Here is a 25,506-nt window from a genome sequence, read left to right as displayed (position 1 = left end):
CCCTCCCCGGGCCCGAGCCCCGAGCCCCGAGCCCGACCCGAGCCCCGCCCTCGGAGCGAGGGCACCACGGGCCCGGCGGCGCCCCGGTCTCAGGCCAGCAGCCCCGAGGACCTCCACAGCCGCCGCCCGGCCCCCCGCAGCACCCCGATCTCGTCCAGGAAGTCCGTCAGCTTCTTGGCCCCGGTCTGCATCACGTCCCGCCGGTGCCCACTGGCCTTCACCTGCGCCACGGCCTCACGCCGGTCGAGCCCGACGTTCGTGTAGACCTCGGGATTGACGAACGCCACCGAGAACACCCGGGCGAACTCGCCCGAGGTGATCCGGGTGAACTCCTGCGACCACCGCGGAGCGGTCAGCATCTGGCGCCGCAACTCCTCCCGGGCGTAACGGACATGCCGCGCCTCCTCCACCACGTGGATCCGCGTGACCCCCCGGACGAGGGTCTGCACCCGCTCGTCCGGGAACGTCAGCCGCTGCATCCAGTCGAGGATCTCCTCCCCGAGCAGCGTCGCCGTGAACGACCCCGGAGTGGTCGAGACGGTCTTGAAGACCCGCCCCAGATTCAGATGCGCCCGGCTCACCGGGTAGTGCGGCGTGCCCCCGCGCGTGATCAGCCGCGCGAACATCTTCGAGTGCCGGCACTCGTCCTCGATCTCGGTCAGCGCGTACCGCACGTGCGCGCTCGTCGCCGCCTTGTCGTAGATGTGCCGCACCAGCAGCTGCATGAGGATGATCTCGAACCAGATGCCCAGCGAGGCCAGCGCGGCCGCCTCGTGCTGCGACAGCGCGATCCGCTGCTCCTCGCCCATCTTCCGCCACAGCGGCGTGTCGTACAGCGACACCAGCTCGGGCGGCCAGAACCACTTGCCCTCCTCGAAGGGCGCGTCCCAGTCGAGCTCCTTGTCGGGGTCGAAGGAGTGCTTGGCGGAGGAGTCGAGGAGGCGCTCGGCCACCTGCTCCCGGTCCTTGAGCAGACCGAGCGCGTCACGGAGCACATCGGCCTCGGGCACCGTCGTCATGGCTGTTCCACCTCGTCGTACGGGATCACTTCAGGAGTTACCGGCGGTCACCACTTATGAGACTGCTCGTCAGCAAGCTCGTCAATCCCCTGTGCCGGACTTGTTGACGGCGCGTCTACTCCATGTGAACCTCCGAAGTATGCCGACGCATGAGCTCTACGCCGCGGACTCGGGAGACCCCCTCTGGCAGATACCGGCCTCGGGGGCGGCCCGCTTCAACTGGGAGTACGACGACGGCCGTGACCGGCTGCTCGCCCTCTACCAGAAGGGCAAGGACAAACAGTGGGACGGACAGAAGCGCATCGACTGGAGCCTGGAGGTCGACCCCGACGACCCGCTCGGCACCCCCGACGAGGCGATGACCCTGCACGGCACCCCGTACTGGGCGAAGATGACCGACCGGGACAAGGGTGAACTGCGCAAGCACTACGCCGCCTGGCAGTTCAGCCAGTTCCTGCACGGCGAACAGGGCGCGATGGTCTGCGCGGCGCGGATCGTGGAGTCGGTCCCCGACCTCGACGCCAAGTTCTACTCGGCCACCCAGACCATGGACGAGGCCCGGCACGCGGAGGTCTACTCCCGCTTCCTGCACGAGAAGATCGGGATGCTCTACCCGATCAACGACAACCTGCAGTCCCTCCTCGGCGACACCCTCCGCGACTCCCGCTGGGACATGCCCTACCTGGGCATGCAGGTCCTGATCGAGGGCCTCGCGCTGGCCGCCTTCGGGATGATCAGGGACACCACCGACAAGCCGCTGCCGAAACAGATCCTGTCCTACGTGATGCAGGACGAGGCCCGCCACGTCGCCTTCGGCCGCATGGCCCTGCGCGACTACTACCGCCAGCTCTCCGACGCCGAACTCCGCGAGCGCGAGGAATTCGTCATCGAGGGCTGCTACTTGATGCGGGACAGGCTGCGCGGGGTCGAGGTGCTGGAGAACTTCGGCATCCCGAAGGCGGAGGCCGAGGAGTTCAGCGAGAACTCCGAATTCCTGCACCTCTTCCGCCGGTTGCTCTTCAGTCGCATCGTCCCGTGCGTCAAGGACATAGGCCTGTGGGGCGAACGTCTCCAGCGCGCCTACGTGGAGATGGGCGTCTTCGACATGGGCGACTCCAACCTGGACCTGCTGATGGCGCAGGACGAGGAACTGGCCGAACAACTGGACGCCGAACGCTTCGCCGCCGAGGAACGGGACCGTGTGGCGGAGATCGAGAGCACGATCGGCCAGGGGAGGGACACGACCGCCGCCACAGAATGAACCCGGATCCCCGGGCCGCAGTGACTAGTGCCCGTCCGCCGCCCCCGGCGGGAAGGACGTCCGCAGGGTGAAGGCGTGCGGGGTGGGGCCGTGTTCGCGCAGGTGCAGCAGGCGGGACTCGGCCTCCGCGACGGTGGGGCGGTGACCGGCCGGGACCCACCACAGGGCGGTCACCGCCTCCTCCAGTCGCTCGAAGAACTCGCGGCGCCGCGCCATCAGCTCGCGGTGCAGGCCCTGGTACATGAACGCCGTCAGCGCGTTCGTGTCGCGCCAGGTGGACATGTTGACCATCATCCACGCGTCGCCGAGGACGCGGATGTCCGTGGCGTCGCCGGAGTCGTCCTGAAGGCGCCAGACGAATCCGTCCGCGGCGTCCGCCACCGCGTTCACGGGTTCGAGGGCATCCACGAAGTCCTTCAACTGGGGTGAATCCAAAGGTGCTTCGAGGCGGGCGATGTTGACCTGGGCGAGCTCGAACGAGGCTGTCGACGAAGTCATGACCGAACGGTAGGTCGGCCCAAGGACAGGCACAGCCCCCGTCTCACGCAGTGAGAGGCACCGCCGCGGACGGGGGACCAACGGCCGCCACCCGACAGGGAAGCCCGAAGGGGGGCCCACAGTGCACCCGCACAGTGCACCCGTACAGGCGCGAGGCGCGACGAACCCGGCGTCGGGGGGGCGACCTCTCACGAGTCCAGCACCGCTTCCATCACCGCCCGAGCGATCGGCCCCGCGAACCCGCCCCCGGTGATGTCCCCCCGGTCCGCCGCCGCGTCCTCGACGACGACCGCGACGGCCACCGCGGGTTCCGTGGCGCCGTCGGCGCGGGCCCAGGAGATGAACCAGGCGTACGGGGTACCGGAGTTCCCGAGGCCGTGCTGGGCGGTGCCGGTCTTGCCGCCGACGGTGGCACCGGGGATGGCGGCCACGGTTCCGGTGCCCTTCTCCACCACGTCGGTCATCAGCTCGCGCATGCGCTGTGCCGTCGACGCGCTCATCGCCTGGTGGAGGATCCGCGGCCCGGTCGTGGTCAGCGTCCCCCCGCCGCGCGAGGTCGTCCGATCCACCAGATAGGGCGTCTTGACGGAGCCGTCGCCCGCGACGGCCGCCGCGATCATCGCCATCTGCAGGGGTGTCGCCCGGGTGTTGAACTGGCCGATGGAGGAGAGCGCCAACTGCGCGTTGTCGAGCCGCAGATCGAAGTTGCTGGGCGTCACCGAGAGGGGGATGCGCAGCTTGCGGTCGTTGAAGCCGAAGCCGGCTGCCGTCCGGGTCATGCCGTCGAGCCCGACATCCACGCCCAGTTTCGCGAAGACGGTGTTGCAGGACCAGGTGAAGGCGTACCGCAGGGAGGCGTCCTCGCAGCCCTCGATCTCGTTCGTGAGCCTGGTCGTGGTGCCGGGGAGCCGGTAGGGGTTCGGCGATCCGGTCGGCGCGTCCACGTCGTCCACGACGCCCGAGTCCAGCGCTGCCGCGGCGGTCAGCACCTTGAACGTCGATCCCGGCGGATACGTCTGCCGGATGGCCCGGTTGAGCATCGGTTTGTCGTCCTGGCTGTTCAGCCGCGCCCAGGCCCGGGACGCGGTCGGCCCCGTCCCGGCCAGCTGCCCGGGGTCGTACGACGGGGTGGAGACCAGGGCCAGGATCCGGCCGGTGGACGGCTCGATCGCGGCGACCGCGCCCCGGCGGCCGTCGAGCCCCTCGTAGGCGACCCGCTGCGCCGCCGCGTCGATGGTGGTGACGATCCTGCCGCCGGCGCCACGGGCCCGGGTGAGTCCGTTCAGCAGCGGGTACGGGGCGAGCATCGGGTCGCTGCCGGACAGGACACCGTCCTCGGTGCCCTCCAGCAGCGTGTTCCCGTACAGCTGCGAGGCGAAGCCGGTGACGGGCGCGTACAACGGCCCGTCCAGGTAGGTCCGTTCGTAGCGGAACTGCCGGCCGGTGTCCCTGGAGCCGGTGACCGGCCGGCCGTCGACGACGATGTCCCCGCGCGGCTGGCCGTAACGGGCGATCGCCGTACGGCGGTTGGCGGGATTGCGGTCGTACGACGGGGCCTGCACGACCTGGACGCGGGCGGCGTTGACCAGAAGGGCCGCGAGCAGCAGGGCGCACAGTCCGACGGCCCGGCGGATGTACTTGGTCATGGCGCCGGTGTCCCGTCGTACTGACCGCGGGCGCAGTCGCTGATCCGGATGAACAGGGCCACGATGATCCAGTTGGTGACGACCGAGGAGCCGCCCTGCGCGAGGAACGGCATCGCCATGCCGGTCAGCGGGATCAGGCCGGTCACGCCTCCCGCGATGACGAAGACCTGCAGCGCCACGATCGAGGCGAGCCCGACCGCGAGCAGCCGGCCGAAGGGGTCGCGCAGCGCGAGGCCCGCGCGGTAGCCGCGCTCGACGAGGAGAGCGTAGAGGAGGAAGACGGCGGACAGACCGATCAGTCCGAGTTCCTCGCCCGCGGTCGCCAGGATGAAGTCGGACTTGGCGGCGAAGCCGATGAGGACCGAGTGGCCGAGTCCGAGACCGGTGCCCAGCATCCCGCCGGCGGCGAACGCGAAGAGGGACTGGGCGAGTTGGTTGGGGCCCTGGCCCGCGGTGATCGAGGCGAAAGGGTTCAGCCAGTCCTCGACCCTGCTGTGGACGTGCGGTTCGAGCCGGCCGACGGCGAGCGCGCCCACGCAGGCGAGCAGCAGCCCGACCGCGATCCACCCGGTGCGGCCGGTGGCGACGTAGAGCAGGATGACGAACAGGCCGAAGAAGAGCAGCGAGGTTCCGAGGTCCCGCTCCAGGACCAGGACCAGGACGCTGAGCAGCCAGATCGCCACGATCGGCCCGAGTACGCGGCCGGTGGGCAGCTGGAGGCGCCGGAACCGCCAGATCTGACGGCCGCTGTAGGCGAGCGCGTTGCGGTTGGCGGCGAGGTAGCCGGCGAAGAAGACGGCAAGCAGGACCTTCGCGAACTCGCCCGGCTGGATGGAGAATCCGGCGATCCGGATCCAGATGCGGGCGCCGTTCACCGCGGGGAAGAAGATCGGCAGGACGAGCAGGGCGAGCGCTCCGGCCACCGAGACGTAGGTGTAGCGCTGCAGGACCCGGTGGTCGCGCAGGCAGAGCACGACGACGATGAAGAAGGCGACACCGAGCGTGGACCAGACGAGCTGGATGGGGGCCGCCTGGTCGTCCGGGGTCTGCAGGTCGAGCCGGTAGATCAGCACCAGGCCCAGGCCGTTGAGGAGGACGGCGATGGGCAGTACGAGCGGATCGGCGTACGGGGCCCGCAGGCGCACGGCGACATGGGCGAGGAGGGCGAGCACGCCGAGCCCGGCGCCGTAACCGGCGGCGCCGGGCGGAACGGCGCCGTGCCGGGCGAGACCGACGGCGCAGTAGCCGTACACGCAGAGCAGGACGGCGACGACGATGAGGGCGAGCTCGATGCCACGGCGCCTGGGCAGGCGTTCAGCGGGAGGGGCCGGGTCCACTGCCACGGCCGTTCCGGACATTCCGGGCTGGATCATGTCCGGAACGTAGCAAGCAGGCGACCCGATGTCCCGTTATGTGGTGACGAACCGGCGGGCCCGGTTCGTCACCGGGGTTGTCAGCACCAGCGGGGGGCCGGGCCGATGTTGTCGATGTAGCGCGCGGCGCCCCAGGCCCAGGTGCCGTCCGTGAGGAGGTACCAGAGCGAGTTGCCGTCGACGCTCTCGCCCGGGGTCTTGCAGAAGATGGAGACGATCTCCCCCTGCCGGGCGACCCGGATCAGCTGGCTGCCGCGGGTCGGGGAGCTGCGCAGGGCCAGCCCGCCGCGCGCGGTGATCCGGCCCTGGTAGAGGCGCGAGTTGCTCTGCGCGGCGCCGTCGCCCCAGCCGTTCCCGTTCGCGTTCCCGTTCGCGTTCCCGGTCCCGTTCGCGTTCCCGGTCCCGGTCCCGTGTCCGCTCCAGTTTCCGTTCGCGTTCCCGGCCGCCGGTTCGCGGCCGTCACCCCCGCCACCCCCGTTGTCCCACTGGTGGCCGCCCCCGCTGCCGCCACCGCCGTTGTTCCATGTGTGGCCGCCACCGCTGCCGCCGCCGTTGCTCCAAGCGTGCCCCCCGCCGTCACCGCCACCGCCGCTCCATGTCTGGCCGCCCCCTCCTCCGCCGTCGCCGTTGCTCCACTGGTGGCCGCTCCCGCCGCTCTGCTCGCGGCCGTCGCCGCCCCCGTCGCCACCGCCGTCGTTCCACTGGTGGCCGCCGGAGCCGTTGCTCCACTGGTGGTTGTCACTGCTTGCGGTGCCGCCGTCGCCGTCGGCGAGGGCGGGGGTGGCACCGGCGAGGGCGACGAGGCTGCCGGCGGCGAAGGCCATACCGATTCGGGTGTACGTGGACCGCAGGGACATGGAGGGCTCCTCCAGGAAGGGGGTGAAGCTGACTTACCGCCACATTAGGATCGGGAGCCGGGGACCGCAGTTCACACTCCGCCATCGGAGACGCCCGGCTCCCGCCGCCCGTCCTGAGGGAGCGTCAGTGTCGCCACCGCTCCGCCGTCCGGGGCGTCGGAGAACTCCAGCCGCGCCCCCAGGACCTCGGCCTGGCCGAGCGCGATGGTCAGACCGAGCCCGTGCCCCTTGGCGCCCCCCTCGGTGCGGAACCGCTGCGGACCGTGCTCCAGCAGGTAACCGGGGTAACCGTCCCCGTGGTCCCGGACGGTGACGACCGGACCGTCCAGGGTCAGCACCACCGGCCCCCTGCCGTGCTTGTGCGCGTTCGCCACCAGATTCCCGAGCACCCGCTCCAGCCGGCGCCGGTCGGTCTCGACCCGCGTGCCCCGTACCACCCGGACCTCGGTGTCGGTCCCCGACGCGCGCACCACCCGTTCGGCCAGCGGCACCAGCGGTTCGAAGTCCAGCTCCAGACGTTCGGTACGGGCGTCCAGCCGGGAGATCTCCAGCAGGTCCTCGGTGAGGGTCCGCAGCGTGGCGACCCGGTCGCGCACCAGTTCCGTCGGCCGTCCCGGCGGGAGCAGTTCGGCCGCCGCGTGCAGCCCGGTCAGCGGAGTGCGCAGCTCGTGCGCGACGTCCGCCGTGAACCGCTGCTCGCTCAGCAGCTTGCCCTGCAACGACGAGGCCATCGTGTCGAGGGCGCCGGCGACCGCGGCCACCTCGTCCTGCGGGCGCGTCGGATCCTGGGCGCGCGGGTCGTTGACGCGCGCGTCCAGGTCCCCCGCGCTGATCCGCCGCGCGACCCGCGCCGTCGCGTGCAGCCGCCGTGTCACCCGGGTCACCGCGAACACCCCCACCAGCAGCGTCACGCCGATCGCCAGGGCCGACGACCACACGATCGCCCGGTCCAGGGCGGCGATGGCGTGCGCGCCCTGGGCGTAGTCGAACCGGACGGCCAGCGCGCGCCCTCCGCCGGCCGGCCCGGCCGCCCACATCGTCGGGTGCGTGTCGTGTTCGCCGACCATCGTGCCCCGCTTCCCGTCCGCCGCCAGTCTCCGCAGCGGCGGGGGCAGCCCGGGAGGGTCGACACCCGCGTCCGGCGGCAGCCGGTCGCCCGCCTCGTAGGCCGCCGTGACCTCCGCGAGCCGGCCGAGCGCGCGGTCGCGCGCCTCGCCGACTGTCTGGTCGGTCACCGAGACGTGCACGAGGGCACCGAGCAGGGCGACGAGACAGCAGCACATGACCGCGATGAAGGCGGCCGCCTTCCAGGTGAGGGTGGCGGTCCAGTGCGGCAGACGCAGTGGCGGCCTCATGAGGCGCTCGCGGACGGGGAGAGCGCGGGGGAGGGGGCCGGGGAGGCCCGGCGCGCGGAGGGGGCCGGCGTCGGTACGGGTGACCCGGCCGGCGTCGGCGGTCCGACCCGCAGGATCTCGTCGCGGGTCGCCAGCATGGCGCTCTGGTGCGGGTCCCAGGACCAGACCGTACGGAACTCGTACCCCGGCAGGGTCGAGGGCGAGCGGATGATCACGTCGCGGCCCGCCAGTTCCACGCTGACCACGCTGTCCGCGGTTCCCATGACCTGCACCAGCCGGTGGCCGAGGAACGTGTACACGCGTACCGCCAGCTGGTGGGCCGGGAAGCGGATGCCGAGCACCATGTCGGCCTTCCCGTCGCCGGTCAGATCGCGGTAGTACGCCCGCAGGACCGGGCACCTCCCACCCTGCGCGCCCGGCCGCCCGCAGTCCTTCAGCCGCCGGGCGGTCTCGGCGTACGGCGCGTGCGGCCCGCGGTACTCGTCCGGATGGGCCGCGACCTCGGCGCGTACGACCGCGACCGGGTCCAGGGCACGGACGTCGTCGCCGGGCGCCGTGACCCCCTTGACCGTCTCGGTGTCCGCCTCGCCGTAGTCGATCGCGGGCGTCGAGGCGGGCGGCAGCCGCGGCCACAGCCTGGCCGGGCCGACCGCGGTGGGGGTCGTACCCGCTCCGTGCAGCTCCCCGGAGTCCCCGCAGCCCGCCAGGGCCGTCGCCAGGGCGGTGACGAGGGCGGCCGCGCCGAGAACGGCGCGCCCGGTCCCGGCGGTCCCGCCGGTTCCTCCGGGCCGGCGCCCTCGCGCGAGGCGGCTGTGGATCACTGCGCTCCCGGGTCCGGGCCGTCCCGTCCGCGGGCGCTGCCGCGCTGCTGCCGCACGAGACCGGCGAAGGAAAGGACGCCGTCCGCGCCGTCCGCGGGGTGACCGCCGAGGACGGCCACGCCCCGGGCGAGCGGGCACGGCACGGGACGACAGGCCGACCCGTACCCCTTATTCATGCAGAAATCCCTTTTGCCCGCATGGACGGTCGCCTTTGCCCGCATGAACGGTCGCCGCGCCCGGGACCCCTCCCCGCCCCGTTCCCGCTTCCCGGGCGAGAGCCCGAGCCGCGGCCCCCCGGTCCTTGACGAGCCCCCTGGCCCCGGGGCCCTACTCCGCGAGCTCTTCGAGGAGGCGTGCCGTGGGGAGCCCGGCCCGCAGGTACTCCACGAACAGTTCGTTGTGCAGCGCCCAGGGCGAGCGCCGGGCCCGGATCAGCTGGATCGCGTCGTCGGCGGTGTGCCCCGCCAGGATGAGCGCGTGCGCGACGACCAGCCCCGATCGGTTGTACCCGTGATGGCAGCGGACGAGGACCCTGCGCCCGTCCTCCAGCGCGTCGTCGGCGGCCCGCGCGAGCCGCATGACCCCGGTGAGCTGCGTGCCGTCCAGCGGCCCGTCCGGGATCGGCCACACATGATGCTCGACCCCCGGATCGGGCCCGTGCCCCGGCTGCCGCAGCAGCGTCAGGACCAGGTCGAACTCGTCGTGCACGACAGCGGACTGCGGTTGTCCCGAACGTCCCGCGAATTCGTGCCCGCCCATCCACAGGCCGGGCACGATCTCACTCCACGGGCTGTCCGGGGCCGGAACATCCGGATACCTTCTGCGAGTTCGCAACGGCGCCTCCCACCCAACTGCCCCAACTCCTGCCAAAGGTAACCGGGTTCTTGCCCCTGGAGCACCCCGCCTGTTCCCATGGTCATGGGGTGATGGTGCATGAACGGACTGCGCGTCGTACCGGCCCGGCGTCACGGACAGGAGCGCCTGTACGTGTGCCTGACCGACGGCAGGAGCGTCGCCTGGTACGACCGTGACACGGCCAGGGTCAACCTGCTCAGCGAGGATCGGCGCGAGGACGTGCTCGACGTCCTGGGCCCGTTTCTGACCGGCCCGGTGACGGTCGGGCCGCCGCCCGTCCCGACCCCGGCCGAGCTGGCCCGCCTGGCGCTGCACCCGGACGACGACCTCGCGCCGAACCGGCCCGGCGAGGCCCTGGTGATCGACCTCGACCGGGACCCGGGCCCCGCGCACCGGCTGCGCCCCGACCCGCGCCGCCGCGCGCTCGCCGCCGAGCAGGCCGTCGGGGCGGCCCTCGACCGGCTGGAGGGCGGCGGCCGGCACACCCTGCACTCGGTCCCGCTCCCGGGCGGCGACCGCATCCACCACCTGCTGATCGGCCCGGCCGGCCTCTTCTGCCTGCACGCCCTGTACGCCCACAAGCAGCGCGTCCTGGTCGCCGACCCGATGGTCACCGTCGGCCGGCGCGAGCCGCGCCCGCTGCTCCGCCGGATCCGCGCCGACGCCGACCGCGCGTCCCACGCCCTGACGGCAGAGGTCCGCGCCGTCCTCGTCGTGGTCGGCCCCGCCCGCCTGGACACCCCGGTGCCTCCGCGCGAGGTCCGGGTCCTGCGCGACACCGACCTCGCGGGCCTCGCACGCCTCGGCGGCGTACTGAAACCGGCGGACGTGGAGGCCCTGCACGCGATGGCCCGCGACCGGCACACGTGGCTGCGGGTGTGACCCCGGACCGGGCACCCGTTCGACGGAGACCAGGACCGGGCACCCGCGCCGCGGCGACTTCGGACCCGGCGCTCACTCGCCGGCGTCCCCGGGCCGGGCGCATCGCTCCACCAGCGTCCCCGGACCGAGAGCGTCGCTCTCCGGCGACCCCCGGACCGGGCACCCCGTTCCATGGCGTTCAGGGCAGCCGGCCGGCGCGTTCCGGGTCGGACAGCGGAGCCAGGAGATCACCGAAGTCCCGCACCCGGGGCGTGATGTCCGTTGCCCAGAAGGCCAGTTGGGCGGGCGACCCGCATGCCTCGACCTCCGCCCAGGTCACGGGCGCGGACACCGTGGGCTCCGACCGGGCCCGTAGCGTGTAGGGGGTGGCGGTCGTCTTCCAGCCGGAGTTCTGGCTCCAGTCGACGAACACCTTTCCCGGCCGCAGGCTCCGCGTCATCCGGTGCACGACCTGCCGGGGCAGCGCCTTCTCCGCCTCCGCGGCCAGCTCCTTCGCGTACGCGCTGACGTCGGCGGACGGCGTCGGCGCCATGCACGGCCTCCTCTGGCCGGACGAGATCCGCGCCACCGACGAGGTCGCCCCGGACGCCGCCATCACGGTCCGCGACAAGGAACTCGACCTGGCCGACGCCCTGATGGACACCCTCGGCGAGATCGACCTGGAAGACCTGCACGACGACTACCGCGAGGCCGTCGAGGAACTCGTCACCGCCAAGGCCGAGGGCCACGAGGCACCCGCGGCCCCCTCCGGGGAGAAGGCCGGCGGCAAGGTGCTGGACCTGATGGCGGCCCTGGAGAAGAGCGTGCGCGCGGCCAGGGAGTCGCGGGGCGAGGAGTCCGCCGAAACGGGCGAGGACGCCGAGGGCACCCCGCTGCCGTCCGGCAGGGCCAGGTCCCGGGGGCTGGCCCGTGCTGCGCCGAAGGAGGCGGGCGGAAAGAAGCCGACGTCCGCCGCGAAGAAGACCGCGGCGAAGAAGACCGCGGCGAAGAAGACCGCGGCGAAGAAGACCGCGGCGAAGAAGACCGCGGCGAAGAAGACCGCGGCGAAGAGGGCCACGGCGAAGAGGGCCACGGCGAGAAAGCCGACCGCGAGACAGACGACGGCGGAGCCGGGAACGGAGGGCCGGACCACGGTGTCCTCCCGGACGACGGCCAAGAAGAACGCCGCGAAGAAGACGGCAACGGCGAGAGCGACCGCGAAGAAGACGCCGGCGAAGAAGACGGCACCGCGCAAGCGGGCGTCGGCGTGAGGACGGCTCGGGCTGCGGCCACCGTACGGGCCTGTGTGAAGATCGACGCGTGAGTGATCTGGAGTTCCGCAGCGATCTGGAGTTCCGTCCGGCTGCCGGAGAAGACCTTTCCACCCTCGTGCGCCTGCGGGACGACGCCGCCCGCTGGATGAACTCCCGTGGCACCAGCGGCCAGTGGCAGCCCGGCGAACTGGGGGAGGACCACTTTCGCCGGATCATGCGGGACGGAGAGGTCTGGATCGCGGAGATCCGGGGCCGCGCGGTGGGCGCCTGGGAACTGTGGTGGGCGGACCCGGACGCCTGGGGCCCGCAGCCCCCGACGGCCGGATACGTACACCGCCTGATGGTCGACCACGCCCGCGTTCCGCCGGGCACGGGACGACGCCTTCTGCGGGCCGCCGAGCGGCGCGTGGCCGAGGCGGGCCGCACCCTGACCCGCCTCGACTGCCTGGCGGGCAACGACCGTCTGACCGGGTACTACGTCGACGCCGGCTACCGGATCGTGGGCCACAAGGAGGGCAAACCACAGCCGGTCGGCACACCCAAGTCGTTCACGCTGCTGGAGAAGGCTGTGCGGTAAGGCGGTAAGGCGGTAAGGCGGTAAGGCGGTTGAGCGGGAGGCGACACTCTGCCGTCCGCGGGGCCGGCCGGACGCCCTGACGCACGCCCTGACGCACGCCCTGACGCACGCCCGCGTTCACACCTGGCCCTACTGCCCCGAACTGCCCGATTGCCCCAACAGCTCAGGCAACTCGCGCATGCCATGGAAGACGACGGTGCCGGGGCCTTCGAGGTGTCCGGCCGGAGTGAGCCCGCCGGCGTAGCCGAGGACGCGCATCCCGGCGGCACGGGCGGCCAGGACCCCGGGGCGGCTGTCCTCGACGCGCGGCGACCTGCTCCTGGACGGCGGCATGCGACCGCCCGATGAACCGGGCCACCACGTCCCCCTCGGTGAGCGGCCGGCCCAGCTCGGCACCGAGGGCGACCTGGACCCGGACAACGATGCGCTCGCTGTCGACCAGGACCCCGTCGCAGTCGAATACCACCAGCCCGATCGGCATGATCATCCGAGCAGCACAGGAGGGAGCCACGGCGCGGGGCCCTGCGGCGCGGAGACGGGTGCGCAGAGGTGAGGACAAGAGGACAGCGACCTGCGGCGACGGGAGAAGCCGGGTCCTGTCCGCAGCTCTGCCCGGAGCTCTGCCCGTGGCGGTCTCCGCAGCTCCGCCCGGAGCTCTGCCCGTGGTTCTCTCCGCAGCTATGATCCGCGTCGTACCGAACGTCAGGTGGCTGCCCCCGCTTTCGTGCCCACACGAACCGAACCGGCTGACCCGTGCCTGCCGCAGTCATCCAGCCGAACGTGAAGGGCAGACATGGTCCGCCGGTTCTTTCCCGCCGTAGCTGCCTGCGCGCTCCCGCTCCTCGCTGCCGGTCGCGGAAGCCACGCCCCGCGGTCCACCGCCAAGGCGGCCCCCACGGTCACGGTCACCGAGACCATCACCGTCACGGCCACCCCCACGCCGACCTCCGCACCGGCTGCCGGCTCCACGTCGGCCACCCTCGAATCGGCTGTCTCCCCGGCGCCGGTGACTGCGCGGGCCCGCGTTCCACAGGGATCGGTCGCTCTGACCGAATGGCACGACGGCGACGCGACCAGCACATGCGTGAACGTGATGACCGTCTACGAGAACCGCTCCGACACGGCCGTCATCTCCATCAGGCAGGCTTTCTGTACGTCCTACACACCCAAGCACGCCGACGGGGAGTACCCCGACGACGTGGACGGTCCGCTCAAGACGCTCAGCCAGGACGCCGGCATCGCCCCGTACGGGACCAGGACCCTTTACTGGGAGGTGTGCGCGCCCGAGCTGGCCTCCAAGCAGAACCCGTTGCCGGCGGACGGCACCGACTCGTTCATGTCCGAGATGGGCGCCCAGCCTCGCGGAACCACCTGGGACTGGGCGAACTGAGTCACCGCCCGGGTCGAGGGCCGACTCCACGGTCGAGCCTCACGGAGACTTCGGGACGGGCGAACAACGCGCGCTTTCCGGGCCCTTGATGCGCACCCGTCACCGCGACAGGGCCACCGCAGGACGGCATCCGGGCAGTTTCCTTGATCACGAATATCGCGTGGTGGCTTTCTGTACCGCAGATGGCGCGAATCTGAGCCCATTGACAGCCGCGCCTGACCTCTCGACCGCTTGCGCGAAACGCCCGATTGCTGCCGGGCCGACCCTCATCGCCCCGCGATGGGGATTCGTTCCGTTCCGCGGAGAGGTAGCTACGGACGCCGACGCCTGGCGTGCTTACGGCAACACGAATCCGATCACTTCCAGCTCCAGCACGTGGCATTGCGCCGGCATCAAGACGGTCGCCACCGACGTGCTCGCGCAGGCCTGTGCGATCAGGTCGGTGCGATCAGGTCGTCAAGCGGAAGCAGGGTGCAGGCGGCAGTAATCGTGCGCAACGACCGGTCCAGCCTCTCCAGCGCGAGAGCGGCCATGGACCTGTACACCTCCTCGGGCACGGCCTTGGGTGATTGGGCGTGCGACTCATCGGAGGTTGGGGCGAACTCCTGGTCGGTCTGCTTCGGAACAACCCTCGGCCGGAGCAGCCAGGTGAACTCGGGTCGGGGCGCTCAACGGTGCAGATCTCGGCCAGTCTCCGAATGCCTGAACCGGAGCCCGATATGCCGAGGAACCGAAGACTTGACCTGCAAGTGATGGTCGAGGCAGTCAGGGCATGACTGGCTCGGAGTCGGCCGCGAATAAGGTGCAGTGGCATAGATCGCTCTGGAAGTCGTCTACGACTCCTGCGCCTATGAGAAGTCGGCTTCACCGGTGGGCTGCACCACCCAGAGTGTTGCAGCCGTCTGTGACCGGACAGCCCGGACACTCCAAACTCAGGTTTGCCGGACCCGGACAATCTGTCCTGGTCCACGCCTGTTCAGTGAGAAAAGCGAGAAAGGGGCCGTCGTCCCGTCCTCCACGCACCACCGCGTGTGGCAGGAAGCTCAGGTGTTCGCGCTGCCGTCGGCCGTCGCGGCCTCGCCGCTCACAAGGAGTCCGTACGACCTTCGGCACTCTGCCCAGTCGACGTGGCTCAATGCGGGCGTCGACCCCACCGAGGTCGCGGAGCGGGTCGGCAACAGTGTCGAGGTCCTGCTGACCCGCTACGCGAAGTGCCTCGACGGGCGGCAGGATGTCGCCAACCGACGGATCGAGGACCTGCTTCGCGAGTACGGGCAGCACCCCGGCCCGCATCCGAGGCCCCTGACGTCCCCGCCAGGGGCCTCATCCTTTCCACCCAGCACTATGTGGTGGCCTGTCAGACCGGCGAAGCCGGGCTGACATCGCAAGGCCTGATCGCGAATTGCATCGTGGCTTTCAGGCTCCGGGGCGGGGGGTGTCCGGCGTCTTGCCTGCTTCCGTCTGCTCCTTGACACGCACCACCTCCCGGGCGGTCCCCACCAGAAAACCTGCCGCGAGCAGTCCGATCACCACAGAACCCTGTCGAATCCCGTCGGCGTCGGACCCGTCCAGACGGCTGACGTGGCGGACCTCGGTGGGGTCCGACGGGTTGTAGACGATGGATACGTGGCCTCCGGGCTTCGCGTCGTTTCCCGAGCCGTCTCCGACATCGATATCCGCTTGCACCGTGCTGAACGGTGTACTGAAGCGCACGGTCAAGGAGTTCGCCCGGCCTTCCTCCGACCGGCCGGAAATGGCGACTACGGTCGCTTCGGTCCTGTGCCCGTGCTCCCGGAGGTTCTGCAGCGTCTGGTCCTCCTGGCCGGCTTTCCATCCCATGAATCCGGCCACGGTGGCGAACAACAGGAAACCCACAGCAGTCGATCGGGCTCTGGCCCAGCGGGGGTCCAGCAGCGCCGATGGCACACCAAGCCTGGAGACCAGCCCCGCCGCGAGGCGGCCCGGCGGAGGAATCCGACCGGCCCAACGACGAGCCCAGCCCCACCGGCGTAACAGCAAGCTCGCGATGGCGCCCGCTGCGGACAGCGCCACCGCGCCGCCGAAGACCTGGTTCCAGGTCAGCTCGAACGGATCGAACACGAGCCACACGACGAAGGCCGAGACGCCTGCCAGCGAGGCCCACCCCTTGAGGAAGCGGTACTTCCCCCGGCTGTCGCTCTGTACGGACCTGCGCTCACTCATCTGCGCCTCCTCGCCCCGTTACGGGCTAGGACACACCGATCGCCGCTGAGGTTGTAGTGATATCCGGCCCTGTGTCCGAGGCTCCGCGTCCTTGCCCGGAGGATGTGTTCGTTCCCGGGCTCGGCCCGCGGCAACAGACCAAGATCCCATCCACGGCCCCCGACACAGAGCCGCTTCGGGCTGCATCCGCCTGCACAAACGCGAAGACCCCGGCCTCAGCGTTTCCGCTGAGGCCGGGGTCTTTGGGCACCTCATAAGGGGTGCCCCCGACAGGATTCGAACCTGCGCACACGGCTCCGGAGGGCAAGAGCCATCGCAACGCATAGGGGTATCTGACCTGCAAGGACCTGACTATGAGGCTGACGGCAAACGTTAGTCACTCGCCCCTCACTCGCGAGATGTAATCGGGGAGTTGACTCCCAACGCCGACGGAGAGGTTCGGTGCTCTGGAGGAGAGCTAGAGCATCCCGCTCCTGCGCGCCGTGATGACGCCGACGAGCGACAGATCCGATGCCAAGATGCTCTATCGGGGTCGGACCAAGGCTTCGTCGTAGTCGGCGGTCAGTCGGCGCCTGCGAATCCCCCTGCTTTTGCGAGCAGTGCGCTGCAGTGGTTCTGCAGAAGAACGGAGGGGACCGCGCCGAGCGAGACGTCCCGGACGATCTGGCGCAGCTCCCCAACGGGGGAGCCAGCCAACACCTGGAGCACTTCGAACTTGTTCTGCACGGACACCTGGGGATCGGATACGAAGTCCCGAGCCGCAGCTGCCGCCGGTGCATGCTGCAGCTGAGCCAGGGCGATCAGCACCCTGGTCTGGACGTAGCGGTTGGGTTCCTCCTTGGCTAGCCGTTCGAGCAGATCCAGGGCGTCCGCGCCGCCCATGTGCTGCAAAACCTGGACCGCGCCCCCGCGGACCGTCGCTGACGTGTACGGGGCGGCGGCGATCGCCCGGTGGGCGGCACTCGTCTCCGGCAGCAGGCGACCCCGGGTCAGCGCCAGCGCGCGGAGCCGAACCGCCGTCTCATGGTGGGCGTCAGCCGCCACGTCGGGCAGCACCTGCCTGGCCCGCTCCGGGTGCGCCCGGCACAGGGTCTCCAGTACCCGGACGCACGAATCCGCGTCGACTGACGCGTCCGTTAGTAGCTCCTCCAGTGCCCGGTACCCGTCCTTCGGGGCGATTTTGCCCAGCGCGCTGGCGGCGCGGATCCGCGCCGCTGTACTGAATGCCGATTGGGTGAGCCTCTCCAGGCAGTGGCGTGCCCGGCCGTCGCCGAGGTCCGCTAGTAGCGTGCCGGCCCGCACCCGCATCTGCTCCAGAAGTTCCGGGTTGACCAGTACGGACAGTAGGGCGTCGGCGGCCTTGCGCGTGCGGAACTGGTCGAGGTGTTCGGCGGCCAGGATCTGAGATGCCCGGGGCGCTGAAGGATGCAGCGCGATGACGGTGAGCGGGTATAGCGCCCGCGGATCCTGTACGCCGTCTAGCGCTGCGGCGGCCTGGAGTCGCAGCTCGATCTCGACTGCGGGGTCGACGGCCAAGGTGTACAGGACGTCCTGGCCCCGCGGGTCGGAGAGGGAGAGCAATACTCGGCCCGCCTGGAGTCGCTCCGGTCCGGTCACCCGCTCCATCGTCTCGATCGCGGTCAGCGCGTCGGCCGCTCTGGGATCGCCATGTCGGGCCAGCGCCTCGGCCGCCCGTAGGATCAGCCCTGGCTCGTCGGACGGCCCAGTTAGCAACTGGACCAGGGTGTCCACGACGCGGGGGTCCCGGAGCCGGGAGAGCCTGTCGGCGGCCGACAATCGCAGGAGACGGTCCTCCGAAGGGTCTTGGGCGATCCGGGCCATGAACTCGACTGAGTCCTTTCCGCCCAGCCACTCCATGGCCTCCAGTGCTCGGTTCCGGGAGGATACGGGGTGCTCCCGGTTTCCGGCGGCCTCCCGCAGGTACCGGAAGGCGAAGTGCGGGTGGAGCCGAGCGAGCGCTTCCACCGCGGCGGACCGGACATGGGGGAGGGCCCGGCCGTCGACGGCGATGCCGAGCAGGATGGCAACGGCACTCTCGGGCGCGATGCGGTCCAGTGACTCCGCAGCGCGCAATCGGTCCACCCACCAGGTCTCGGAGGACCGGGCGAGGTCCGCCAGCGCCATCGCGCCGCGCTCATCACCGAGCCGCCCCAGGATCTCGGCGGCCCTGATCCTGCGCCCCGCGTCTGCTTCCTGGTTGCTGGCCACGGAGGCTGGCAGCTCATTGGCGTCTGCGGCGCCGAGGTCCGCGAGCATCTCTGCGGCGTGCAGCCGGGATCCCAGGTCGTGCGTGGGAAAGGCCGCGAACGAGGAAATCTCCGCAGTGCCCCGGGCGTCCCCGAAGTCCACCAGCGCCCGGGCGGCCTGTAGCCGGGTAAACGGGTCGCGCCGCTCGTCGCGGACCACCGCGAACAGTTCCCTCGTGGCCACCCGCAGCACCCGCGGGGGAAGGGCGGCGCCCTCACTGCTCAGCCGAGCGACGTACTGAGCGCCGTGCAGCTCCCTGGACCAGTGCGCGAGCAGCCGCGCGAACCCCGGACGGCCGGACCAGGAGGAGACGAGGAAGTCGACATAGGGACTCTCGACAGCGGCCAGCGGGGCCACCCGGCGTCCGCGTGGCCAGCCGCCAATGATTGACCGGTAAGCGGCCCGGTTCCGCTCAGGGTCCCCGACCGTGGCCTGCGCCGCGAGGTGTTCGAGTAGCGTCTGGTGGACGAACTCCAGGCCGCCGCCCCGCCGGACGACGAGCCCGCCGCGCAGCAGTACCTCCTCGCACAATGCGTTCCACCGCTCGGTATGGAGCGAGGCGGGTCGCAGGTGGCCCGTCCACCGTTCGATCAACTGCCGCTCGGGTGTGATGTCTCCGCCGTACTTGGCCAGTGCAAGCTCCCGCAGGACGTGATCCGTTAGAGCACCGAGTCCTTCCGCCGCGCGGGCCCCCTCGGCGCCGTGGCGGTCCAGCACGGCGTGCGCCTGCTCCAGCACGTTGGCTGGCCCGTCGTACTGCTTGGCGCGGAGCAGGTCCATGAACCGCGTGTACAGCGCCCAGCGGCCCCGAGGCAGCGGCTCCTGGCCGGAGTCGGCGTGCAGCTGGCAGAGCATGGTCGCCATCAGCGGCACCGTCGCCAGGTGCCGCACGCTCGGGATCCTGACGTGATCCAGGAAGGCGCTGGTCCTCGCCTCTGGCTCAGGTAGGCCCAAGGCGGTGAACCAGGCGCGGGCAAACCCGGGCAACTGCTGGATGTCGAAGGGCAGCAACGAACAGTAGCGAAAACGAGGTTCCGGTATGTCCCGGACGTCGAGGGTGGGCCTGGTCGCCAGGACGAAACGGAATTGGCGCGCGTACGCGTCCTGTTCCCGGATCGAGGCGAGCTTGCCCAGAACACGCTGCCGCTCCTCCGGGTTCATCACCTCGTCCAAGCCGTCCACCAGCAGCAACCAGCGCACGCCCGGCGCCGGGGGAGAAGCGAAGAGGTCCTCGCGGATAGGGCTGACCAGCCCGGCGCCGCTCAACTCCCGTGAGACGGCGTCGTGCAGAAGGATCGCGAAGGGCCGGTCGCCGACTAGGTCTGCAGCCCTTACCAAAACGGGAACCGAGTGGTAGAAATGCTCCTCGGTCCACCTGCGAGCGGCAGTGGTGATCCAGGACCGCAGCAGACTCGACTTCCCGAAACCTGGTCCGCCGAAGACGATCACGTCGTCGGGGTCGTCCAAGAGCTCGTCGGCGGGGGTCCGTACTCCGTCGCCCGGCACCGAGTCGAGGCCCCGATACGTTGTTGCGTGCTGGTGGACATAGACCGAGGACAGCGGCGGCGGCACCGTGCCCGGGACCACGCCTGGGTACGGGTGCTCCCGGGCTGCCCGCGCGGAGATGTCTAGGAACTCGCGCAGCCGTGGTCCGAGAAAGGGCCAGCCGCCCGCCTCGATCTGCGCGTCCGACAGCGTGCCCAGCCAGGTTCGACAGTCGGCGTTCCACCGGGTGTCGCACCAGTCGGGATCAAGCCGGGCGGTCAGCTCACGCGCCCCGACCATGTGCGAACTGCCGTTCCGGTCGGCGGTGGTGAGCATGCCGGCCACGCACCCCGTCCGGCGGTTGAGTACGGGACTGCCGCTAAACCCGCCGGTCACCACTGCGCCGCGCAGACGGTGCAGGCTGTTCGGTCGTTCGAAGGCACGTGCAGACGTGCCCTCATAGGTGAAGGTCGCGGACTGCCCGGCGCGGAACATGCCGGACGGGTGCCCATGGGTCCAAAGCGCGTCCCCAACGGTCAGCCGGTCAGACAGAGGTAGGGCGGCGGGGCTCTCATGTCGGTCGGCGTCGGTGACCTGGAGGAATGCCAGGTCGAGCCCGTCCCTCGGGGTCAGGAAGTACTGCTCCGGATGTGCCTGGAGCTCCAGGACCAGCGAGCGTGAGGCGATGCGGCCAACGATCCTGCGTGGCAACTCCGCGGCCGAGGCGGCAACCACGTGGGCACACGTGGCGACCACGCCCGGCGCCACGAAGAAGCCGGTACCCACAGCGAGCGGATCGCCGTCGGGCGAAGGAACTTCGAGTGCGACGACGGAGTCCGACAGTGCTGACTCCTGCCACCCTGGGGGACGGGCCGTCACGCCGAGGTGCTGTCCCATTCGAGCGTGACCTTGAACGCCGACTTGGCGCTCGCCTTGCCGATGGCGGCCACCAGAGAGCCCGACTCCAGGGCGATGTCGCAGCCGAACTCCACCGTCACTTTGCTCGCTGTGCTCTGCCGGGCTTGCTCACCCATGGCTCGTGCCACCGTGTTCAGCCCGGACATGACGTGGCCGAGGTCGGGACGACGGGCGCTGATCTCGGTCTCCTCGCCGCCTGCCTCGGACTCGGTGGAGTCCGCGAATACATGGATGCGCACCCCGTCCTGGGTCACTGGGACCACCACGGTCTCTCTCATCGTGCGGTCGTCCTCTGTCATTGTGCGTTCCCCCCAGGCGTTGGCCCGAACGTCTGTGATGAGCCCGGAGCGGGCCGTAGCGACATCGTGGCACAGCACACTGACAGCGCGTGGTCGTCGGAGATAAACCCCCTGCGCGCAGCGCGACTCGGCAGTCAGGTGAGCGCGCCGCCCCGCCCTCCACTGCCGATCGCTAAACGTGGGACAGTCGTCAGCGGGACCGGACAGGTGGGACAGCCACTGCTTCAGGTGTCCTACCTGTTTGTGCAGCTCAAGTGCGGTATTGGGACAGTCGGACAGCTGGGACACAACCAGTTTCATACTCTCGATTGCTGTCAGGTCCACCCGAAGCGGGTCGGTCTATACCTACTCCCAACTGACCAAGGGTGCCAAGCCCGTTGCAGCGGTCGGATCCGTGCGCCAGCGGCCGGGCCATGAGTGATCGTCGTTTGGATGGCTCGCTGATGCTCCATCAAAGTCGGGTTCTGCGTGGAAGCGTGCAGAGTCAAAGACAGCGAAACCGCTGAATTCCGATCCGTAGAATGTGCACTCCCGAAGCGAGGCTTGGTTGAAGTGGGTGGCGGCAGTGAATTTGGCTGACGTAAAAATTGCCGAACCCGAGAACTTGGCTTCGGTGAAATTTACGTCATTGTCGAAGCTTGTTCCACTGAAAGTTACCATGCTGCCAAATGTTGATTTAGTGAAGTCGGTTGCTCCTTGGAATATGGCGCCATCAAAGTTTGCCGAATGCGTGAAATTTGCCTCTTTGAAGTTGGCCATGCCTTGGAAGCTGGCTCCAATAAAGGTGGCGATCTGTGTGAATTCAGCCTTGCGGAATCCGGCTCCGCCGATGAATCGAGCGCCTTCGAAATTTGCTATCCGAACCTTGCATTCAGACAGTGAGAAGTGAATTAGCTCCGCTCCGGATAGGTCGAGATGAATCCCTGGCCAGTAGTTCGAGTTTGAGTGGGTGCTCCGAAAGACATGCTTGGTTAGGATTCCCTGTGCCGTCAAGCGAACTTGCAATTCCTGTTGCCCTGGCCGGTCCAAGGTGTCAAGAAGTTCGAGAGGGTAGGTAACCCCTTGGCGTGCCACGCCAGGAGCGCGCTGAGCAAGAAACGGCATTCTCAGATAAGCACATATGACGGATACCACTGTGTCGCGGTGGTCCGGGTTGTCTTGCGCTAGACGCTCGAGTGAGTATAAACCGCCAAGGCGAACTGGCGCCTGTTCGTGCCCCAATTGTTCTACGGATTGGCCGAACAGGTCCGTTATTCGACGTTCGGTTGCGTCGTGATTGGTGTCGCGGGCCACTTGGCGGGCGAGTATTTGCGCCACTTCGTCTATGCGTTGTTTCCGGTAGGCAGTTACCAATGCCACCAGGGCGCCGAGTCCCGCCACTGTAGCGAACGCTAGCTTGGCCAATTCGAGTTGGGTTGTGATGTCCAAAGGTTTAGGTGATGCCTTTGGTGGCGACCCAATCAGCCAATTAAAAAGCAGCCAAGCAGAGACGACGAGAGACATCGCCGTGATCAAGCATGCTGTGAGTGCATACCATATTGGCCATAGTCCCAAGGTTCTGTGGCCACGCTTTGCGTCTGGTTGTTCTGGGGTGGAGGACCTCTCGTCGCTCATGGACGAACAGTAGTGAGTGCCTGGGCTCAGTAGAGGCTGTTACGCAAATACAGAGTCGCTGAGTGGGCCGGTGTGGCAACCCGCTGGGACGGGTGGGGCAGCCCAGGTTCCTGCTGTCCCACCTGTTTGTGCAGGTCGCGGTCCATATTCGGACAGTCGGGACACCTTCCGTCCCCTCCGTGGATCTCGGCCACACGGATTAGACCCGGACAATTTGTCAGGGTCCTCGGCTGTTGGGCGCCTCAAGCTTGGTCGGGAGGACAGGAGAACCATCTGTCCAGCGTGGCGGCTGGCTCGGTACCGTGAAGCTGGCCCCTACAACCGGGAGGCAACGCGCAATGCGTGGTCTTGGAGATCACCTCAGCATCGGTGAGCGCATCGCGTTCTACCGGAAGCGTCGCGGCCACACGCAAGAGGTGTTGGCCGGCTTAGTCGGCCGTAGCACTGACTGGCTTGCGAAGATCGAGACCGGGCGCCGGAAGCCGCCCCGGATCGACATGCTCGCGGAACTGTCGCGCATCCTGCGCGTGCCGCTCGGGGATCTGCTCGGCCAGGTCGTGCTCATGGAAGACGAGCGGCACCAAGACGATGTCCCCGCCGTGCGCGACGCCCTCATGAGCCCGCGTCGCCTCTCACGTCTACTCTTCGGTCCCGACGCTGAAACACAGCTTCCGACGCCTGCCCCTGCGGCCGTGCGCGTGGAGCAGACCTGGAACGACTACCAGGGCGGAAGGCTCGGCAGTGTCATCGCCGCGCTTCCGGCATTGCTCCAGACGGCCCAGGAGCTGGAGGAGCGAGCCGGGCGCCGTGGTGAGGACCGGGGTGATTGCTGGGCGGTGTCGGCCCGAACCCACCACCTTGCGGCGACGACGCTCGCCAAGATCGGTGAGTCGGACATCTCGTGGCTCTCCGCTGAGCGCGCGATGCGAGCCGCCGACGAGTCGGACGATCCGCTCGTGCTGGCGTCCGCTGCGCGGTCCGGCACGCATGCCCTGCTGGCCAACGGCCGGTATGACGATGCCCTCGAATTGGGCAACACGGCCGCAGCATGGCTGTCATCTCAGTTGACGGAGCATGATCCGGCAGCACTCAGCCTGTTGGGGATGATCCACCTGCGCGCCGCAGTCGCGGCAGCGCGGCATCAGGACCGCCTCACCGCTACGGCACTCTTGGACCGCGCAGAAGAACTCGCGGACGACCTCGGGGCGGACGAGAACTACTGGCAGACCGGATTCGGGCCGACGAACGTGTTGCTCCACCGTCTGTCCATCGAGTTGGACCTCGACAACGTCTCGTATGTCGTGGCGCACGGTCGGATCAACGTCGACCACATGCCGAAAGAGCGCAGCGTCTCGCATCGCATCGACTACGCGCGCGCTCTGTCCCTCGCCGGCCAGGGGGACGAGGCGTATGCGGAACTGCGCACGGCTGAGCGCACGTCGCCGCAGCTCGTGCGCAACAATCCGAGGGTGCGTGACACGTTGCGGGACTTGATCAAGCAGTCCCCGGTAACCGGCGGTTCGCGTTCGTCCGAGGTATTCGTGATGGCGCAACGGTGCAGGGCGGTGCAGTGAGGTCGGGCAAGCGCGGGACGCTCGGAGTCGTCGGGTCGGCGGCAGGGGGAGTGGAGGCACTGCGTACGGGTCTCGTCGAACCCGCGATGGACCGCGGATGGCGGGTGGCCGTGACACTCACCCCGACCGCAGCTCAGTGGTTGCGAATGAGCGGTGAGGTTGAGCGGCTGGAGAAGCTCACAGGTCTTCCTGTACGCGATGAACCACGTCTCCCTGGAGAGGCTCGGCCTCATCCGCCCGTCGACTGCTACGTGGTCGCTCCCGCGTCGGCGAACATGGTTGCCAAGCTTGCGACTGGCTTGATGGACAACCAAGCTCTGACCCAGGTTGGCGAGGCGATCGGCACTCTTGGCCTGCCGGTCATCGTCTTCCCTCGGGTGAACGCCGCGCACGCCCGCCACCCCGCGTGGCAAGGCCATATCGACGCCCTTCGGGCTGGAGGAGTACGCGTCGTCTATGGGCCAGACGTTTGGCCGTTGTGCGAGCCGAGGGGGGCGCCGGCAGGGCGCGAACTCCCATGGGGCGCAGTGCTGGACGCCGTGGACGAGGCGACTCAATGACGAACCGTCAACACAGCTGATCTGTAAGGAAAGAGGACCCGGACAGTCTGTCCGGGTCCTCTGCTGCATCCGGCCGCATGCTCGTTGTCATGTCAGGGAGCAATGAGCGGGGCGGCGAGTTAGGGAGTCTCACTCCCGCAGAACTTGCCCTGATCGAAGCGAGTTTGAGTGACGTGCGCGCCACGGTCGAGCGACTCGTGCAGCGTGCGGATGAACTCACGGCGAGGGTGGAGTCCCGTCGCCGACAAGGTGCTCAAGGCGGTCGAGGCGTTCACCGAGCAAACGGAGAGCGTCATGAATCGAGCTGAGTTCCGCTGCCAGTGCCGTGAACGCGGGGCTGCTGCCCGGCTGGGTGCCGAGCGGCACCGAAGGGTCACGGACGAACGTCCCGCGGCCTTGCTGAGTGAGTACCAGCCCCTCGTCACGGAGCTGGCCGAACGCGCTCTGCACGGTCATGAGCTGCACGCCAAGGTCTTTGGCGAGTTTGCGGGCTGCGGGGAGCTGGTCTCCCGGGTCGTACTCGCGGTTCGGTCCCGTGATCTTCTCGCGGAACTCCGCCGCGATCTCCTTGGCCGTAGGCGTCTGCTTGGGCGCTCCTGGGCTCTGCTCCATGGGTTCGAGAGTAGCTGGACCTAGGTCAATCTCTGATCTTTTGACGAACCCTCTTGACGGTTCAGATTGACATAGGTCAATCTGAACTTGCTTCCGATGGGTCTAGCGAAACGGGCCCGAGGAAGCCGTTGATCTTTGACAACTGAATGGGGATCACGCCGCCTCTCCTCGGCCAAGTAGGCAGCCA

General features: G+C 69.2%; 21 protein-coding genes and 4 pseudogenes. 8 read left to right on the top strand and 17 right to left on the bottom strand.

Annotated features, from left to right (window positions below):
* Nucleotides 1–89 precede the first annotated feature (89 nt).
* Nucleotides 90–1,019: a diiron oxygenase gene (locus tag ACH4S8_RS16450; RefSeq protein ID WP_398394359.1), complete on the bottom strand. Its 930-nt coding sequence runs from the start codon at nt 1,017–1,019 to the stop codon at nt 90–92.
* Nucleotides 1,020–1,158: 139 nt separating this feature from the next.
* Between ACH4S8_RS16450 and ACH4S8_RS16445 the strand changes: the two genes are divergently transcribed.
* On the top strand, nt 1,159–2,280 hold the full coding sequence (locus ACH4S8_RS16445; RefSeq protein WP_398394357.1) for a ferritin-like domain-containing protein: 1,122 nt from the start codon (nt 1,159–1,161) through the stop codon (nt 2,278–2,280).
* Nucleotides 2,281–2,304: 24 nt separating this feature from the next.
* Here the strand turns inward: ACH4S8_RS16445 and ACH4S8_RS16440 are convergent, their stop codons facing one another.
* The 8 genes from ACH4S8_RS16440 to ACH4S8_RS16405 all read right to left on the bottom strand — a co-directional run bounded on the left by ACH4S8_RS16440 (nt 2,305) and on the right by ACH4S8_RS16405 (nt 9,664).
* Nucleotides 2,305–2,778 (bottom strand): DUF3291 domain-containing protein, encoded by a 474-nt coding sequence (locus tag ACH4S8_RS16440; RefSeq protein ID WP_398394353.1) that lies wholly within the window; start codon nt 2,776–2,778, stop codon nt 2,305–2,307.
* Nucleotides 2,779–2,966: 188 nt separating this feature from the next.
* Nucleotides 2,967–4,424 (bottom strand): penicillin-binding transpeptidase domain-containing protein, encoded by a 1,458-nt coding sequence (locus ACH4S8_RS16435; protein ID WP_398394351.1) that lies wholly within the window; start codon nt 4,422–4,424, stop codon nt 2,967–2,969.
* Entirely contained in the window at nt 4,421–5,797 is a 1,377-nt protein-coding gene (locus ACH4S8_RS16430) for an FtsW/RodA/SpoVE family cell cycle protein (protein ID WP_398394349.1), read from the bottom strand. The genes ACH4S8_RS16435 and ACH4S8_RS16430 overlap by 4 nt, the downstream gene beginning before the upstream one ends.
* Before the next feature lie 80 nt (nt 5,798–5,877).
* Nucleotides 5,878–6,654 carry an SH3 domain-containing protein gene (locus ACH4S8_RS16425; RefSeq protein WP_398394347.1) on the bottom strand — a complete coding sequence of 259 codons (777 nt, stop codon included), beginning with the start codon at nt 6,652–6,654 and terminating at the stop codon, nt 5,878–5,880.
* Between the two features lie 71 nt (nt 6,655–6,725).
* Nucleotides 6,726–8,009, bottom strand: a complete 1,284-nt coding sequence (locus ACH4S8_RS16420; RefSeq protein WP_398394345.1) for an ATP-binding protein — start codon at nt 8,007–8,009, stop codon at nt 6,726–6,728.
* Nucleotides 8,006–8,830, bottom strand: coding sequence for a hypothetical protein (locus ACH4S8_RS16415; RefSeq protein ID WP_398394343.1), 825 nt, complete (start codon nt 8,828–8,830; stop codon nt 8,006–8,008). The genes ACH4S8_RS16420 and ACH4S8_RS16415 overlap by 4 nt, the downstream gene beginning before the upstream one ends.
* Nucleotides 8,827–9,006 carry a hypothetical protein gene (locus ACH4S8_RS16410; RefSeq protein ID WP_398394341.1) on the bottom strand — a complete coding sequence of 60 codons (180 nt, stop codon included), beginning with the start codon at nt 9,004–9,006 and terminating at the stop codon, nt 8,827–8,829. Before ACH4S8_RS16410 ends, ACH4S8_RS16415 begins: the two co-directional genes overlap by 4 nt.
* A 151-nt stretch (nt 9,007–9,157) precedes the next feature.
* Entirely contained in the window at nt 9,158–9,664 is a 507-nt protein-coding gene (locus ACH4S8_RS16405) for a dual specificity protein phosphatase family protein (RefSeq protein ID WP_398394339.1), read from the bottom strand.
* A gap of 99 nt (nt 9,665–9,763) precedes the next feature.
* Between ACH4S8_RS16405 and ACH4S8_RS16400 the strand changes: the two genes are divergently transcribed.
* A complete protein-coding gene (locus ACH4S8_RS16400; RefSeq protein ID WP_398394337.1) occupies nt 9,764–10,567 on the top strand; it encodes a nuclease-related domain-containing protein in 804 nt (267 codons plus the stop codon).
* A 178-nt stretch (nt 10,568–10,745) separates the two neighbouring features.
* On the opposite strand, the pseudogene ACH4S8_RS16395 reads toward ACH4S8_RS16400, so the two are convergent.
* A pseudogene (locus ACH4S8_RS16395) lies at nt 10,746–11,084 on the bottom strand (ATP-dependent DNA ligase); the annotation flags it as partial.
* Between the two features lie 10 nt (nt 11,085–11,094).
* On the opposite strand from ACH4S8_RS16395, the pseudogene ACH4S8_RS16390 reads away from it, so the two are divergent.
* Together ACH4S8_RS16390 and ACH4S8_RS16385 are read left to right on the top strand one after the other, a co-directional pair.
* Nucleotides 11,095–11,817: pseudogene (locus ACH4S8_RS16390) on the top strand (histone H1-like repetitive region-containing protein); the annotation flags it as partial.
* Between the two features lie 49 nt (nt 11,818–11,866).
* Entirely contained in the window at nt 11,867–12,397 is a 531-nt protein-coding gene (locus tag ACH4S8_RS16385) for a GNAT family N-acetyltransferase (RefSeq protein ID WP_398394335.1), read from the top strand.
* Nucleotides 12,398–12,526: 129 nt separating this feature from the next.
* On the opposite strand, the pseudogene ACH4S8_RS16380 reads toward ACH4S8_RS16385, so the two are convergent.
* Nucleotides 12,527–12,884 (bottom strand): annotated as a pseudogene (locus ACH4S8_RS16380) (hypothetical protein).
* 306 nt (nt 12,885–13,190) lie between these two features.
* Between ACH4S8_RS16380 and ACH4S8_RS16375 the strand changes: the two are divergent.
* On the top strand, nt 13,191–13,787 hold the full coding sequence (locus ACH4S8_RS16375) for a hypothetical protein (protein WP_398394333.1): 597 nt from the start codon (nt 13,191–13,193) through the stop codon (nt 13,785–13,787).
* 434 nt (nt 13,788–14,221) lie between these two features.
* Here ACH4S8_RS16375 and ACH4S8_RS16370 read toward each other — a convergent pair whose 3' ends face one another.
* Nucleotides 14,222–14,344, bottom strand: a complete 123-nt coding sequence (locus ACH4S8_RS16370; RefSeq protein WP_398394331.1) for a hypothetical protein — start codon at nt 14,342–14,344, stop codon at nt 14,222–14,224.
* A 430-nt stretch (nt 14,345–14,774) separates the two neighbouring features.
* On the opposite strand from ACH4S8_RS16370, the pseudogene ACH4S8_RS16365 reads away from it, so the two are divergent.
* A pseudogene (locus tag ACH4S8_RS16365) lies at nt 14,775–15,059 on the top strand (site-specific integrase); the annotation flags it as partial.
* 144 nt (nt 15,060–15,203) lie between these two features.
* Here ACH4S8_RS16365 and ACH4S8_RS16360 read toward each other — a convergent pair.
* The 4 genes from ACH4S8_RS16360 to ACH4S8_RS16345 all read right to left on the bottom strand — a co-directional run bounded on the left by ACH4S8_RS16360 (nt 15,204) and on the right by ACH4S8_RS16345 (nt 22,462).
* On the bottom strand, nt 15,204–15,989 hold the full coding sequence (locus tag ACH4S8_RS16360) for a DUF3592 domain-containing protein (RefSeq protein WP_398394329.1): 786 nt from the start codon (nt 15,987–15,989) through the stop codon (nt 15,204–15,206).
* Between the two features lie 561 nt (nt 15,990–16,550).
* The gene (locus ACH4S8_RS16355; protein WP_398394326.1) at nt 16,551–20,639 is read right to left on the bottom strand and encodes a trypsin-like peptidase domain-containing protein; all 4,089 of its coding nucleotides are present in this window, start codon (nt 20,637–20,639) and stop codon (nt 16,551–16,553) included.
* Entirely contained in the window at nt 20,618–20,959 is a 342-nt protein-coding gene (locus ACH4S8_RS16350; protein ID WP_398394324.1) for a CU044_2847 family protein, read from the bottom strand. Before ACH4S8_RS16350 ends, ACH4S8_RS16355 begins: the two co-directional genes overlap by 22 nt.
* Before the next feature lie 345 nt (nt 20,960–21,304).
* The gene (locus tag ACH4S8_RS16345) at nt 21,305–22,462 is read right to left on the bottom strand and encodes a pentapeptide repeat-containing protein (RefSeq protein ID WP_398394322.1); all 1,158 of its coding nucleotides are present in this window, start codon (nt 22,460–22,462) and stop codon (nt 21,305–21,307) included.
* A gap of 449 nt (nt 22,463–22,911) precedes the next feature.
* On the opposite strand from ACH4S8_RS16345, the gene ACH4S8_RS16340 reads away from it, so the two are divergent.
* A complete protein-coding gene (locus tag ACH4S8_RS16340; protein WP_398394320.1) occupies nt 22,912–24,147 on the top strand; it encodes a helix-turn-helix domain-containing protein in 1,236 nt (411 codons plus the stop codon).
* A complete protein-coding gene (locus ACH4S8_RS16335) occupies nt 24,129–24,707 on the top strand; it encodes a flavoprotein (protein ID WP_398394318.1) in 579 nt (192 codons plus the stop codon). Before ACH4S8_RS16340 ends, ACH4S8_RS16335 begins: the two co-directional genes overlap by 19 nt.
* A 216-nt stretch (nt 24,708–24,923) precedes the next feature.
* Here the strand turns inward: ACH4S8_RS16335 and ACH4S8_RS16330 are convergent, their stop codons facing one another.
* Nucleotides 24,924–25,319, bottom strand: coding sequence for a GntR family transcriptional regulator (locus ACH4S8_RS16330; protein WP_398394316.1), 396 nt, complete (start codon nt 25,317–25,319; stop codon nt 24,924–24,926).
* Nucleotides 25,320–25,506: the final 187 nt, after the last annotated feature.

Origin of the sequence: Streptomyces sp. NPDC021080, from assembly GCF_044333225.1 — a bacterium.
In the GTDB taxonomy this organism is placed as follows: domain Bacteria; phylum Actinomycetota; class Actinomycetes; order Streptomycetales; family Streptomycetaceae; genus Streptomyces.
This window is presented reverse-complemented; position numbering and strand designations above follow the sequence as displayed.

Coding starts and splice junctions, on each gene's coding strand:
- ACH4S8_RS16350 (WP_398394324.1), bottom strand. CDS start 20,959: ATGACAGAGGACGACCGCACGATGAGAGAGACCGTGGTGGTCCCAGTG.
- ACH4S8_RS16345 (WP_398394322.1), bottom strand. CDS start 22,462: ATGTCTCTCGTCGTCTCTGCTTGGCTGCTTTTTAATTGGCTGATTGGG.
- ACH4S8_RS16440 (WP_398394353.1), bottom strand. CDS start 2,778: ATGACTTCGTCGACAGCCTCGTTCGAGCTCGCCCAGGTCAACATCGCC.
- ACH4S8_RS16400 (WP_398394337.1), top strand. CDS start 9,764: ATGAACGGACTGCGCGTCGTACCGGCCCGGCGTCACGGACAGGAGCGC.
- ACH4S8_RS16355 (WP_398394326.1), bottom strand. CDS start 20,639: ATGGGACAGCACCTCGGCGTGACGGCCCGTCCCCCAGGGTGGCAGGAG.
- ACH4S8_RS16450 (WP_398394359.1), bottom strand. CDS start 1,019: ATGACGACGGTGCCCGAGGCCGATGTGCTCCGTGACGCGCTCGGTCTG.
- ACH4S8_RS16375 (WP_398394333.1), top strand. CDS start 13,191: ATGGTCCGCCGGTTCTTTCCCGCCGTAGCTGCCTGCGCGCTCCCGCTC.
- ACH4S8_RS16330 (WP_398394316.1), bottom strand. CDS start 25,319: ATGGAGCAGAGCCCAGGAGCGCCCAAGCAGACGCCTACGGCCAAGGAG.
- ACH4S8_RS16410 (WP_398394341.1), bottom strand. CDS start 9,006: ATGAATAAGGGGTACGGGTCGGCCTGTCGTCCCGTGCCGTGCCCGCTC.
- ACH4S8_RS16425 (WP_398394347.1), bottom strand. CDS start 6,654: ATGTCCCTGCGGTCCACGTACACCCGAATCGGTATGGCCTTCGCCGCC.
- ACH4S8_RS16360 (WP_398394329.1), bottom strand. CDS start 15,989: ATGAGTGAGCGCAGGTCCGTACAGAGCGACAGCCGGGGGAAGTACCGC.
- ACH4S8_RS16445 (WP_398394357.1), top strand. CDS start 1,159: ATGCCGACGCATGAGCTCTACGCCGCGGACTCGGGAGACCCCCTCTGG.
- ACH4S8_RS16430 (WP_398394349.1), bottom strand. CDS start 5,797: ATGATCCAGCCCGGAATGTCCGGAACGGCCGTGGCAGTGGACCCGGCC.
- ACH4S8_RS16420 (WP_398394345.1), bottom strand. CDS start 8,009: ATGAGGCCGCCACTGCGTCTGCCGCACTGGACCGCCACCCTCACCTGG.
- ACH4S8_RS16340 (WP_398394320.1), top strand. CDS start 22,912: ATGCGTGGTCTTGGAGATCACCTCAGCATCGGTGAGCGCATCGCGTTC.
- ACH4S8_RS16435 (WP_398394351.1), bottom strand. CDS start 4,424: ATGACCAAGTACATCCGCCGGGCCGTCGGACTGTGCGCCCTGCTGCTC.